The following is a 13,465-nucleotide window of genomic DNA, read 5'->3' as shown; positions in this document are numbered from 1 at the left end:
ATTTAATAAATAGTTCAGTTCGTTAACTAATAAAATATTGGGAGGTAGGTCCTTGAAGAACGAGCGCCTGGATGAGTGCCTGCAGAAGATCGACGAAGTAATGGGTCAGCTTATGCGCCATATGCATTTCAAGCTGGGGAAGCACGTCCCCGAAGGCATCACGATGAGCCAGTTCATGGTCTGCAAGCGCGTCGGCGTGCACGGCCGGGTCAAGGTGTCCACCCTGGCCGACGATTTGGGTGTTTCCTTGAGCGCCATCACGGCAGCCGCCGACCGGTTGGTTGAAATGAGGCTTTTAGGCAGACAGCGTGATGAGCAGGACCGCCGCCTGGTCTGGCTGACCCTGACGCCCGAAGGCGAAGAGATGCTGCAGAACGCCCAGCAGCAGTGGCTTCAGACCATGCGCGGGTATTTCGGCGCCCTGCCGATTGAGGACCTCGAGAAGCTGGTCGCCATCTGCGAGCGGCTCCTGGAGGTTGTCAATGCGAAGGAGACGTCGACGTCGGAAAGTTAGATACTCCGCTAACGAATTTTTATGTTGGGAGAGGTTGACGTGAAACTCAAGAGAGCTCTGGCGGTTTTTGTAGTCCTGGGCCTTGCGGTCCTAATCCTGGGGGGCTGCGGAAAAAACGAGCAGCCGGCGGCGGACAGCGCCGTCACTCCGGTCGTAGTCGCCACAGCGGAAAAAGGACGGTTGACCAGGGGGGACGTCCTTACCGGCAAAGTGGCGGCCAAACTGGACATCAGCCTGGTCCCGAAGGTTCCCGGCAAGATCGCCGAGGTCCTCGTCGACGTGGGCGACCGCGTCAAGGCCGGGCAGGTGATCCTGCGGCTCGACGCTCCCGAGGCGGCGGCCGCCGTAACCCTGGCGGAATCCGGGCTGCGCACCGCCGAGATCAACTACGCGTCGGCGAAGGTCAACTACGAGCGCGGCAAGCTCCTGCTGCAGCAGGAAGCGATTTCTCAGGCCGAGTTCGAGAACATGTACGAGAAACCTTACGAACTGGCTAAAGAAGCTTATGAACGGACGGCGCCGGCCCAGCTGGCCCAGGCCAGGGCGAACTACGAGAACACCATCCTCACCGCCCCCGCCGCCGGGGTGGTTACCGCGCGGACGGCCGACCCGGGCGAAATGGCGATGACGGGCGTTCCCGTCGTGACCATCGTCGACCTCGACAGCGTCTACGTCGAGTGCGGCGCCTCCGAGAAACAGATCAACAGGTTCAAGATCGGACAAGAGGTGATGGTGAAGATCGCCGCCGTTTCGGCCGAGCCCCTGCGCGGCAAAATCACCCACCTGAGCCCCGTGGCCGACCCGCGGACGAAGGCGTACAACCTGAAGATCGAGCTCAAAAACGAAAAACAGTTGATCAAGCCCGGGATGTTCGCCGAAGTCGACCTCGGCGCCGAGGCCGACGAAAAGGTGCTCGTCCCGCGTGACGCCGTGCTTTCGAGGGAAGGCAAAACGATCGTCTTTGTCGTTGAAAACGGCAAGGCCATGATGCGGGAAGTCCGGACGGGTGCTTCCGACGGCCGGCGCATCGCCGTCGAGTCCGGGCTGAACCCGGGCGACCGGGTGATCGTAACAGGCCAGGACATCCTCGTTGACGGGGCTCCGGTAACCATTGCGGAAAGCGACAACGCGCCTGGCGGCGACAACAAATAACAGAGGTTAAAGCATGAAAATCGTAGATGTTTCAGTGCGGCGGCCGGTGGCGGTGACTATGGCTGTCTTGGCCGTGCTGGTGCTCGGCTGGGTGTCTTTCACCCGCCTGTCTATCGACCTCATGCCCGATATGGAGATGCCCTACGCGGCGGTGTTCACCCAGTACCCCGGGGCGGGACCCGAGGAGGTCGAGCGGACGGTCACCGACCTGATGGAGCAGGCGGTCGGCACGGTGGAGAACGTGACCGACGTCATCTCGGTGTCCAAGGCCGGCAGCTCCACCGTTTACGTCGGCTTCGACTGGGGCACCGACATGGATTTCGCCACCCTGAAGATGCGGGAAAAGGTTGATATTTACAAGCCCTATCTTCCACGCGACGCCGAGAACCCCATGGTGGCGGCCTGGGACTTGTCGATGATGCCGGTCGCCATCTACGGGATGTCAGGCAGCCTGGACCTGGAAACCCTGAAGCGGACGGCCGACGACGTCGTGAAGCCCCGTCTCGAAAGAATCGAGGGCGTGGCCTCGGTGGCCGTACAGGGCGGAAACCAGCGGGAGATCCAGGTCCTTGTCGACCCCGCGCGCATGCAGGGCTACGGCATCTCGCTGAGCCAGGTCGTCCAGGCCCTGCGCATGGAGAACCTGAACCAGTCGGCGGGGAAGGTCCTGGAGGGGAGCAAGGATTACCTTATCCGTGTCCCCGGCGAGTTCTACGATTTAAAGGATATCGAGGGAACGGTCGTTCAAGGCGCCGGCGGGGTGCCCGTGCGGCTCGCGGACTTTGCCGCTGTCAAGGACACCTTTAAGGAAAACGCTACCGTGAGCAGGATGAACGGCCGTCCCAGCGTGGCGGTCATCGTCACCAAGCAGCCGACGGCCAACACGGTCGAGGTGGTGCGCGAGGTCCGCAAGGCCGTAGAGGAGCTCCGGAAGGAGATCCCCGGCGGCATCCGCTTTGAGGCGGCCTTCGACCAAGCGAAGTTCATCGAAAAGTCCATTAACAGCATGGTTTCCCACCTGCTGGCCGGAGGGCTGCTGGCGGTGTTTTCGATTTTCCTGTTCCTGCGCAGCCTGCGCTCGACGCTGATCATCGCTACGTCCATCCCCTTCGCGGTCATCGCTACCTTCACACTGATCTACTTCAGCGGCGGGACGCTCAACATGATGACCCTCGGAGGACTGGCCCTCGGGATCGGGATTATCGTCGACGACGCCATCGTCGTGCTTGAGAACATCCACCGGCACCGCCTCAACGGCATGGGTATGGTTGAAGCGGCGACCTTCGGGGCCAGCGAAGTGGGCGGCGCCGTGCTGGGAGCGACGACTACGGGCATCGCCGTTTTTGTCCCGATCATTTTCGTGGAAGGCCTGGCCTCGCAGCTGTTCGGCCCGATGGGAACCACGATCGGCTTCGCCATCTTCGCCTCGTTCGTTGTCGCCGTTACGCTGATCCCGATGCTGGCCGCCCGTATGCTGGTCATCAACGGGAAGGGCGACGACTTTTCCGGGGCGCGCCCCGTCCGGCGGGTCCTGCGCAGGTTCGGACGCTTAATCGACGCCCTCGGCGAGAAGTACGGCCATGCGCTCGCATGGGGCATGCGCCGCCGCCGTCGCGTGGTGGGGCTCGCCGCCCTGCTCTTCTTTGTCAGCTTGCTGCTGATTCCCGCCGTCGGCGCCGAGTTTATGCCGGCTGTCGACGAGGGCCAGGTGTCCATCCGCCTTAGCATGCCCAAAGGTACCGGCCTGGCGGCCACCGACGAGATGGTGTCCAGGGTGGAGCGGATAGTACAGGATATTCCCGAGGTCGAGACCACGATGATCACCCTTGGCGTAGGCACGGACGAGGAACGCGCCGGCATTGCAGGCAGCAGTTCCGACCAGGCGACCATCGACCTGATGCTCGTCCCCAAGGCCGAGCGCGACCGGACGGCCGGGGAGATAGCCGAGGATTTGCGCGGGCGGTTCGGCGCCATCCCGGGGGCTGACTTCAAGGTCACAAGCGATACCGGAATGATGGGCGGCATGAGCGGCGGGGGCCTGGAGGTACGGGTCAAGGGTGACGATCTCGCCACCCTCGACCGTATCGCCGATAGGGCCGTCGAACTGATCAGCGCCGTGGATGGGACCAGGGAAGTGGAGTCGGACCTGAACGAGGGGCGGCCGGAAATCAGGGTCGAGGTCGACCGGGAGCGCGCCGCCGCTTACGGCCTGAGCGTAGGCTACGTGGCCTCGGCGGTCAACGCCGCGATGAACGGTGAAGTGGCCACGCGCTACCGCGTCGGCGGCGACGAGATCGACGTCCGCGTCCAGCTGGCCGAGCACGCCAGGCGAAACTACGCCGACCTGGAGAACCTGGTCATCGTCACCCCGATGGGTGAAAGCGTCCCGCTGCGGGACGTAGCCGCTTTCACGGTCGGCGAGGGGCCGTCTACGATCACCCGCTACGACCAGGTGCGCACGGCCACCATCACGGGCAAGATCGCCGGCCGTGACCTGAACAGCGTGATCAAGGACGTCCGGGCGAAGCTGGACACCATCCCGCTGCCGCCGGGCTACCACATCGAGTACGGCGGGGCCGCCGAGGAGATGATGGAGGCCTTCGGGAATCTGAGCCTGGCGCTCGTCCTGGCCATCCTGCTGGTCTACATGCTGATGGCCATCCAGTTCGAGTCCCTGCTCTCGCCCCTGGCGATCATGTTTTCCGTACCGGTTTCGCTGACCGGGATGGTCCTGGGTCTCTTGCTGACCGGACGGACTTTTAGCGTAGCGGCTTTCATCGGCGTCATCGTCTGCGTCGGCGTCGTCGTCAAGAACGCTATCGTGCTGGTGGACTACATCAACATCCTGCGCGGCAGGGGCATCGAGCGCGAAGAGGCGATCAGGCTGGCCGGCCCGGTCCGGCTGCGCCCGATCCTCATGACGGCCACCGCGACCTGCCTGGCCATGCTGCCCCTCGCGCTGGGCTTTGGCGAGGGTGGCGAGTCGTCGGCGCCGATGGCCACGGTGATCATCGGCGGGCTGGTGTTTTCGACGGGGGTCAGCCTGCTCCTGGTCCCGGCGATGTACAGCATCCTGGATGATATGGGGCAAAAGGTCCGGCGCCGCGTGAGGCGTTTGAACGGGACCGTCGATAATCCGGCGTGATTTGGGGGAATGCGCGTGAAGAAGGGTAAAGCCATTTTTGGAGCAGTCGCTGTCCTCATGTTGGTCGCCCTGGGCGGGGTCACTTTCTATTACTGGTACATGAACGCGAACTATGTGATCACCGAGGACGCTTACATCGACGGGACGATTATCAAGGTCGCCCCCCGCATCAGCGGGGAGCTGCTCGACGTCTCGGTCGAAGAGGGAGACCGGGTGGCGGCCGGGCAAGTCGTGGCCCGCCAGGACGACGTGGCCCTGGCCCCGGGGGCCAACCCCGACCTGGCCGTGATCAGGGCGCCGATCAGCGGCGTGGTTATCAAAAAGCTCGGGAACGCGGGCGAGGTCGCCGCCCCGGGGCAGTCGGTCATCATGCTTGCCGACCCCGCCGACGTTTACGTTACCGCCAACATCGAGGAAACCAAGCTGGCCAAGGTCCGCCCCGGCCAGAAAGTCGACCTGTGGGTGGACGGGGTTCCCGGCCGGGTTTTCCGCGGGACGGTTGCGAGTATCGGCGAGGCCGCCAACTCCACCTTCTCCCTGCTGCCGACGCGCACCACGGGCGGGAGCTTTACCAAGGTGGTGCAGCGCGTCCCGGTCAAGATCCTCATTAAGGACCCCCACGGCGGGGACCTGCGTCTCGGCCTGAATGTAAAGGTAAGGATCCATGTCCGTTAACAGTGCGGTTATTAAAAACGGGGCCGTTCCCGACGGAAAAGTCCCGTGGGGGCCGTTGCTGGTGCTTGTCCTGGGCACCTTCATGGGCATCCTGGACGCCAGCATCGTCAATGTGGCCCTGCCCCGGATCATGGCCATTTTCAACAGCAGCTTCGACGAGATCCAGTGGGTCATGACCATCTACCTCCTGGTCGGCGGGGTGGTCATCCCGATCACGGGTTACCTCGGCGACCGGTACGGCTACAAGCTGATCTACATCTTAGCCCTGGCCTTCTTTACGGTTTCCTCGGGTTTCTGCGGGTTTTCCTGGAATACCGACTCCCTGGTGGTCGCCAGGGGGTTCCAGGCCATCGGCGGCGGCATGGTCATTCCTTTGTCCATGGCCATCATCTACAAAATCGTGCCGCGGGAAAAAATCGGCATGGCCCTGGGCATCTGGGGCCTGACCATGACCGTCGCCCCCGCCATCGGCCCGACGCTGGGCGGGTACCTGGTCGACAACTTCTCCTGGCGGCTGATCTTCTACATCAACCTTCCCGTCGGGATCATCGCCGTCTACCTGAGCTACCTGTTCGTTCCCGAAACGGAGCGCCAGGAGGGGCTGACGTTCGACTATCCGGGCTTCATCCTCTGCGGCATAGGCTGTTTCTGCGTCCTCCTGGGCTTGAGCGAGGGGCCGAGCGAGGGCTGGGGATCCCAGTATATCGTCACCCTCTTCACGGTCGCCCTCTTTTCTCTGGCCCTGTTCGCCGTCTGGGAACTGATCGTGCCCCAGCCTATGCTGGACATCAGGCTCCTGCGCAACGGGATCTTTGCGGTCAGCATCCTGGCGACCTGCCTGATCTCCATCACGATGTTCGCCACCGTGTTCCTGGTGCCCATTTTTGCCCAGTCGGTACAGGGCTACACTCCGATGCAGACCGGCCTGATAATCATGCCCATGGCCCTGATCAGCGGTTTCATCATGCCCATCAGCGGGAGGCTGTTCGACAAGGTCGGGGCCACGCCCCTGGCCGCATTCGGACTTATCCTCCTTATCTGGACGACGTACGAGCTGGGACAGCTCGACGTCAACTCGTCGATCCGGGAGCTTCAGTCCTGGCTGGTTTTGCGCGGCGTCGGCCTGGGACTGACGATGATGCCCGTGATGACCGCCGGGATGAACGCCGTCCCGCACATGATGGTCGGGAGAGCTTCCGCAATCAGCAACGTCTTCCGCCAGATTTCGGCCTCTTTCGGCATCGCCGTTCTGACCTATGTCATGACCAACCGCCAGGTGTTTCACGCGGCGCGCCTGGCCGAAACCACGGACCCGGCGCTGCCCGGCAACGTTATCGCCCAGCAGCAGATAGCTTCTCACCTGGGAAATGCGGGACTGGGCGGCATGGCCCACCTCATCGCCCCGCAGGCTCTCTGGGGGATGCTGCAGCAAAAGGCCGCCGTCCTGGCCATCAACGATACCTTTGTCTTCTCCATCCTCTTTGCCGTCCTGGCTCTGCCCACCGTCGTCGTGCTGACGAAGGGCAGGGTTGAAGCCGCCCGGCGGTCGGCCGAGTCCGGGATGGGACACGCTCCTCCCAACGGTAAGCCCGGCGGCGCGCCGGCGGTTGCCGAATTCTAACTTTTCTCGTTTCCGCTTTGTCATTAATTGTCGGCAGGGAAGTCCGGCTTCTGGTCGAAAGAAGTCCAGGATATTGCTACAAGACAGTTTGCGGAGGCCTAAATGCCAACGACATCCCTGCTGGGCGCGCGCATCGACGCCCTGAGCATGCGCGAAGCCCTGGAAGTGGTCACGGCTCTTGTCACAAAAGGGCATCCCAGCCAGGTTATAACCATGAACCCGGAGTATCTCTACCGGGCGCAGAGGGAGCCCCTGCTCCTGGACATCGCCAACGGCGCCGCCCTTGTCACGGCGGACGGGGTCGGCATCGTCTGGGCCGCCAGGCTGGCCGGCCGGCCCGTGCCCGAACGCGTCACGGGGATCGACTTGATGCTGGCCCTGCTGGAAAGGGCGAGCGCGAAAGGGTGGCGCGTTTTTTTGCTCGGGGCCGCCCCGGGGGTGGCCGAGGAGGCCGCCGAAAAGGCCAGGGAGCGCTGGCCATCCCTGGTCATTTGCGGGACTCACCACGGTTATTTTGAAACTGGGGAAGACGACAGGATTATTGGAAAAGTGCGGGCCGCCGCCCCGGATTTGCTTTTTCTGGGTCTGGGAGCGCCCAAGCAGGAGCTGTGGGGGGCCAGATACCTCCAGGATCTGGGCGTGCCCGTGGTGATGGGCGTGGGGGGCAGCTTCGACGTCCTGGCCGGCAAGGTGAAGAGGGCCCCGGCCTGGCTCCGGAAGCTCCACCTCGAGTGGCTGGGAAGGTTATTACGGGAACCCCGCCGCTGGCGCCGGCAAATGGTGCTCCCGAAGTTTATACTAATGGTACTGTGGCGTTACCGTACTCCAGGACGAAGAAACCGCTCCAAGGCGTAAAAACAAGGCATAGGACGTAGGAAGTTAAGTAAGAAGTAAGACGTAGAGAACGTAGGAAGTTAGATGTTAGAAATAACTGCTAACTCCCTATATTTACATCTTATGTCCTAAGTCCAAATAGGAGCAGGCAACGGTTTAGCAACGAAGAAGGAATGATAGCTGACTTGCCGCCCAAAGTGCTAGTCTCGGGATACTACGGCTTTCACAACGCCGGTGACGAGGCCATCCTCTACGCGCTGGTCGACGGGCTTCGCGCCCGGCGGCCGGACGTGGAGATCACGGTGCTGTCCCAGGATCCGGCGCATACCGCCCGGACTTACGGCGTGGCTGCCGTCCGGCGCGCCGACCCCAGGGCGGTCGCCGGCGCGATGCGCGATACCGACCTGTTTGTCAGCGGCGGGGGAGGGCTCCTGCAAGACACGACGAGCCTGGCCAGCCTGCAGTATTACCTTGGTTTGATGGTCCTGGCGCGCCTTATGGGGCGCAAGATCTTTCTTTACGCCCAGGGCATCGGCCCCCTGCGGAGCAGGGCCGGCAGGGCGCTGACCCGCGCGGTCCTTAATCGCGTGAACATGATCACCGTTCGGGACGAGGAGTCCAGGGAACTGTTGAAAGCCGTCGGAGTCAACAAACCGCCGGTCAAGGTTACGGCCGACCCGGTGCTCGGCCTGGAACTCAAGCCCGAATGGCTGGAAAAGGGCCGGCGGGTCCTGGCCGGGCTGGGTCTTCAGCCGGGAAAGCTGGCGGGCATTTCGGTCCGCCCTTGGGCCGGGCGGGAAACGGTTATTCCCGCGATCGCCGGTCTAGCCGACTGGCTGGACGCCCGAGGGTGGCGCGTCGTGCTCGTGCCGTTTCACCGCGACGTCGACCGTGAAGTCTGCCAGGAAGTCGCCTCCCGGGCGAAGGCAGGGGTCAAGGTCATCGCCGGCGAAATGTCTGTTGAAGAACTGGCTGGGATGTGTGCCCATCTGGACCTGGCCGTCGGGATGCGGCTGCACTTTCTCGTGTTCGCCTCCCTGGCCGGGGTGCCTCCTGTCGCCATTGCTTACGACCCCAAGGTGGGGCAGTTCCTCGGGCGCCTGGGGCTGCCGACGGCCGTCCCGGTCGAGGGGCTCACGCTCGGCGCACTGCAGGACCAGGTGGAATATGTGATTGAGAACTCGGAGGCGCTCAGGGAGCAGGTCGCGCGAAGGGTGGAAGCCCTGCGCAAGGAGGCGCGGCTGACGGCTGAGCTGGCGCTGAATTTGATCTGATAGGGAGGGGTTTCTCTATGCGTCGTACTCCGGTACTGGCGGTAATCGGGATCATCGCCGGGGGCTGCCTGTTCCTCGGAGGATACAAGGCCGCCGCCGCGCTTTCGGGCCCGGGCAGCGCGCAGGACCCCCTGGTGACCAAGAGCTTTGTTGAAGAATACGTGAATAAGCTCCTGGGGCAGCAGGGCGGCGGGGGCGGCTGGAGAATTGACAACGTCGCGCCGGGGCAGACGGTGGAAGCGAGGGGCGGGACCGAGCTGATCGTCCGGGCGGGCAAGGCCACGGTATCGGACCCCAGCCGGAGCGGCATCGCCGACCTGACCTCGGGGACAAACCTTGCCGCCGGCCAAGCGGTGACGGCCAACCACCTGCTGCTGGTGCCCAAGGACGGGCGCGGGCTGAAGGCTTCCACTGCCGTCGTGGTTATGTACAGGGGTTCCGTTGAATTGAAGTAGACACCGAGAACGTTTTTGGAAGCGAGAGAAATATGCGTAAGCTGAATGGTAAGCGCCTGGCCGCCGTCGTGCTGGCCGTACTGCTGGTATTTACGGGAGTTTACTGGGTTGCGGCCAACGTCATCATCCCCTACCTTTTTCCTGATTGGTTAAGCGACAGCGACGATCCGGACAGCGTCGTTAAGGGCCGGATGAACCTGCTCGTCCTGGGGGTTGACAGCCGGGAAGGGGAGAAAATGGCCCGCAGCGACACCATTCTTTTCGTCAGCGCCGACCCCGAGAAGCAGCGCGTGGCCTTATTGTCCATTCCCCGCGATACGCGGGTGGAGATTCCGGGTTACGGCACCGATAAGATCAACGCCGCCACGGCTCTCGGCGGGCCCGAACTGGCCGAGCGCACGGTTACGGAGTTGATCGGCCAGCCCATTGACTATTACATGGTCACCGACTTTCAGGGCTTTGAGAGGATCGTCGACATCCTGGGCGGCGTGACCATCGACGTCGAGCAGGACATGCGCCACCACGAAAGCGACGGGTACTCCATCAACTTGCAAAAAGGCGTACAGCGCCTCGACGGGAAGAAGGCCCTGATGTACGTCCGTTACAGGGATTACCCCATGGGCGACATCACCCGTACCGAAATACAGCAGAAGTTCCTCAAGGCGCTGGCCCAGGAAATGATGCAGACCAAAACGATCGCCAAGCTGCCCAAGCTGGTGCCCGAGCTCCGTAAATGTATCCAGACGAATATGAGCGTCCGTGAGATGGCCCGCTGGGCGGGAGTGGCCCGCCAGATGGAAGGGCTGGAAATGGTGTCGGCGACCCTTCCGGGCTACCCCGCCGAGATCAAGGGCGGCAGTTACTGGTACGTCGATCCCGCGCTGGCCAAGGACGTGGCGGCCCGGCTTGTCAACGGGGAACAGGTGGCCGACATAAACCCCCCGCCGCCTCCAAGCACTGTTGCGCCGGCGGCGCCAAAGGAAACGGTCAAGGAACCCGAGCCCCCGGCATCTGAGCAGCATCCCGGCAATGAACCTGCGCCGCCTCCCGCCGATCAGGTTCCGGTGATCATCGTGCCCGACGACGGCAGTCAGTCCCAGGAACCCCCGCCGTCCGGCGGCGGTCCCGCCGGCGGGGGCGGGCAGACAGGCAACGGCGGCGCCATCCCTGACTGGGGGACGCTGCCCCCCGTCGGGAACTAGGAGGAACACGAACAGATGTATACGCGCATACTCTACGCACTTACCGCGGCAGTGATCCTGGCAGCCGTCGCGGCCGGCTGCTACCTGGCCCGGGAGAGGATCGGCATCGAGCGGGGCTTCAACCAGGTCGAGATCGCCGTGTTCTATGACGAGGCCGCCTTCATGGCCGCGGCCGAAGGCAGGCCCTTCAGCGAGGTACTGGCGGAACTGAAGGAGGCCGGCGTCACCACCGTCTTCTTCAAGGAACCGTCCCTTGAAGAGGGGCGTGTGGGCGGTCTTTTCGAAGTCTGCCGGGGCAGCGAGCTTGTCCGTTATCCCGCCATAGGTCCGGCGGTCGGGCAGGTCTCTCCCGGCAGCACCTGCCTGGTGATCTGGAACCGGGACACGTTCCGCCAGATGCAGGAACTCATGCGGACCAGGCTGCCCGGGGCCGTCTTTATCGAGGATACCGGCGGGCCTTACCTGGCCGTCCTGCCGGTCCCGTTTGCCCAGCTCAAGGACATGGGTACCGGTTTCCCCCGTGAGCCGCTGCAAGAGGTTGCCGACGCGGGGTTGAGGACGGTAGTTCAAGTCAGGTCGTGGAAGGGCGCCACCCCTGAAAGCATTGCCGCCCTGGGGGAATACCTCAGGAACATACCCGGCCTTTCGGCCGTAGCCTTTAACGACCTTTCCCTCCCGGGCTTCCCGGCGTATATCGACGAACTGGCCGAAGCCCTCGAGGAGCTCGGCGTTCCGGTGGCCGACATCGAGTTCTACCCCCAGGTAGGGCTGAAGAACCTCGGCAGCCGGCTCGCCCAGCGCACCGTCCTGACGCACACCATCGCCGTCGAGGAAATGCCCAAGTACGACGTCAGGCGGGCCGCAGATCGCTACGTTCTGGCCGCCACCGAGCGCAACGTCAGGCTCCTGGTCGTGCGTCTTTTCTTCGACCCTGCCGCGGGTGGAACCGGGGTGCTGGCGGAAAACGCGGCTTTCCTCTCTGGTATCGCCACCCGGCTCGAAGCCGAGGGTCTGACCCTGGGGACCGCCTCCCGGATGCCCGGCTGGAACTACCCGCTATGGCTGAATTTCCTGGTCGGCCTGGGCGTCATCGCCGGCGGGGTGTTGCTCTTGGACCGCCTCGGTTTCCGGCGCCTGGGGCTGGTGCTGGGAACGGCGGCAGCCCTGGGGTGGGCGGCGATGAGTTACGGGGGCGCGGCGGCCGGCGCCAAGCTGATGGCCCTGGGCGCGGCCACTGTCTTTCCGACTCTCAGCGTGATCACCTTTGTCAGGCCGCAGGGCACATCCCCCTGGCAGAGCCTGCTCCGCTTAGCGGCGGCCACGGGTCTCTCGCTGGTGGGGGCTGTGCTGCTGGTAGGCACCCTGGCGGGAACGCGCTACATGCTGAAACTTGACGCTTTCTCGGGTGTCAAACTGGCCCACCTGCTGCCGCTGCTGCTCGTCGCCCTCTATTTCGCCTTCCTGCTGCCCTCCGGCCGGCGGCTTGCAGACCTCAAGCAACAGGTCGAGTCGATGCTCAACCAGCCCATCCTGGTGAAGTTTGCCGTCGCCTGCGCGGTCCTGGCCGCTTTCGGCCTCGTTTACCTCCTGAGAACGGGGAACGACGCCGGGACGCTGGTCCTGCCGCTGGAGCTGAAAGTCAGGGCTTTTCTCGACCAGGCCCTGGCGGTAAGACCTCGGACAAAGGAATTCCTCATCGGCCACCCGCTCCTGCTGCTGCTGTTTTACACCGGTTACCGCAACGCGCGTTACCTGGTCCTGGTACTGCTCGCCGCCATCGGGCAGATCTCGGCCGTAATGACCTTCGCCCACCTGCACACGCCCCTGGAGATTTCTCTGATCCGGGTGTTCAACGGGCTATGGCTGGGTGCCCTGATCGGACTGGTATTGATTGCCGCCTGGTGCCTGTTTGACAGACTGGCGGCTCCCGCCCGGCTTCCCGCCATGGAGCCGCCGGGCTGGAAGGTGGTCAAAAAGGCCGGCGGCAAATAGGCAAATAATAATAATGCAGCGGCAACCGTTAGTCTTGGAGGGATAAGTATGCTTGATATACGGGCCATCCAAGCCGTCATTCCCCACCGGTATCCGTTTCTGCTCGTCGACCGCATTGTCGAGATCGAGGACGGGAAAAGGGCGGTGGGCATTAAAAACGTCACCGTCAACGAGCCGTTCTTCCAGGGCCATTTCCCCGGCCATCCCGTGATGCCGGGCGTCCTGATCATCGAGGCCCTGGCTCAAGTCGCCGCCGTCGCGGTGCTGCGGCTGCCCGAATACCGCGGCAAGGTGCCTTTGTTTGCCGGGATTGACCAGGCCAGGTTCCGGCGCCAGGTTATTCCTGGAGACGAGCTTCGCCTGGAAGTAGAGATTTTGAAGCTGCGCGGTAAAATCGGCAAATGCCGGGGCAAGGCCTTTGTAGGTGAAGAAACGGCGGCTGAAGCTGAATTGCTGTTTGCCGCAGCTTCAGCGGGCGTCTAGGCGCGAATAGCTGCCCCATAATCAGCGATTCGCCCTTTTTAAGCCTTCATGCGCCTGCCTGCGAGGATTGTCAATTTCTCGGTATTCCGGTAAACTGTGTGCAGATTGTTTGTCCAGG

11 protein-coding genes are annotated in these 13,465 nt (G+C 63.2%); all 11 read left to right on the top strand.

Translation table 11 applies throughout. The features are described from left to right. Nucleotides 1-52 precede the first annotated feature (52 nt). The 11 genes from ACPV0M_RS09685 to fabZ all read left to right on the top strand — a co-directional run bounded on the left by ACPV0M_RS09685 (nucleotide 53) and on the right by fabZ (nucleotide 13,347). Nucleotides 53-514, top strand: coding sequence for a MarR family winged helix-turn-helix transcriptional regulator (locus ACPV0M_RS09685; protein WP_425620445.1), 462 nt, complete (start codon nucleotides 53-55; stop codon nucleotides 512-514). Nucleotides 515-553: 39 nt separating this feature from the next. Further along, nucleotides 554-1,666, top strand: coding sequence for an efflux RND transporter periplasmic adaptor subunit (locus ACPV0M_RS09680; protein WP_425620444.1), 1,113 nt, complete (start codon nucleotides 554-556; stop codon nucleotides 1,664-1,666). A 13-nt stretch (nucleotides 1,667-1,679) separates the two neighbouring features. Beyond that, nucleotides 1,680-4,811, top strand: a complete 3,132-nt coding sequence (locus ACPV0M_RS09675; protein ID WP_425620443.1) for an efflux RND transporter permease subunit — start codon at nucleotides 1,680-1,682, stop codon at nucleotides 4,809-4,811. A 15-nt stretch (nucleotides 4,812-4,826) separates the two neighbouring features. Continuing rightward, a complete protein-coding gene (locus ACPV0M_RS09670) occupies nucleotides 4,827-5,486 on the top strand; it encodes an HlyD family secretion protein (RefSeq protein WP_425620442.1) in 660 nt (219 codons plus the stop codon). Continuing rightward, nucleotides 5,476-7,107: a DHA2 family efflux MFS transporter permease subunit gene (locus ACPV0M_RS09665; RefSeq protein ID WP_425620441.1), complete on the top strand. Its 1,632-nt coding sequence runs from the start codon at nucleotides 5,476-5,478 to the stop codon at nucleotides 7,105-7,107. Before ACPV0M_RS09670 ends, ACPV0M_RS09665 begins: the two co-directional genes overlap by 11 nt. Before the next feature lie 102 nt (nucleotides 7,108-7,209). Further along, nucleotides 7,210-7,962: a WecB/TagA/CpsF family glycosyltransferase gene (locus ACPV0M_RS09660; RefSeq protein ID WP_425620440.1), complete on the top strand. Its 753-nt coding sequence runs from the start codon at nucleotides 7,210-7,212 to the stop codon at nucleotides 7,960-7,962. Between the two features lie 164 nt (nucleotides 7,963-8,126). Beyond that, nucleotides 8,127-9,215: a polysaccharide pyruvyl transferase CsaB gene (gene csaB, locus ACPV0M_RS09655; RefSeq protein ID WP_425620439.1), complete on the top strand. Its 1,089-nt coding sequence runs from the start codon at nucleotides 8,127-8,129 to the stop codon at nucleotides 9,213-9,215. 17 nt (nucleotides 9,216-9,232) lie between these two features. Continuing rightward, complete coding sequence (locus tag ACPV0M_RS09650) at nucleotides 9,233-9,670, top strand: hypothetical protein (RefSeq protein WP_425620438.1); 438 nt, start codon at nucleotides 9,233-9,235, stop codon at nucleotides 9,668-9,670. A 32-nt stretch (nucleotides 9,671-9,702) separates the two neighbouring features. After that, entirely contained in the window at nucleotides 9,703-10,872 is a 1,170-nt protein-coding gene (locus ACPV0M_RS09645; RefSeq protein WP_425620437.1) for an LCP family protein, read from the top strand. A gap of 15 nt (nucleotides 10,873-10,887) precedes the next feature. Further along, nucleotides 10,888-12,864 carry a DUF5693 family protein gene (locus tag ACPV0M_RS09640; RefSeq protein ID WP_425620436.1) on the top strand — a complete coding sequence of 659 codons (1,977 nt, stop codon included), beginning with the start codon at nucleotides 10,888-10,890 and terminating at the stop codon, nucleotides 12,862-12,864. 48 nt (nucleotides 12,865-12,912) lie between these two features. Further along, complete coding sequence (gene fabZ, locus ACPV0M_RS09635) at nucleotides 12,913-13,347, top strand: 3-hydroxyacyl-ACP dehydratase FabZ (RefSeq protein ID WP_425620435.1); 435 nt, start codon at nucleotides 12,913-12,915, stop codon at nucleotides 13,345-13,347. Nucleotides 13,348-13,465: the final 118 nt, after the last annotated feature.

Origin of the sequence: Desulfosceptrum tomskiensis, assembly GCF_049818055.1 — a bacterium.
Taxonomy (GTDB): domain Bacteria; phylum Bacillota; class Desulfotomaculia; order Desulfotomaculales; family JASEER01; genus JBFLVT01.
This window is presented reverse-complemented; position numbering and strand designations above follow the sequence as displayed.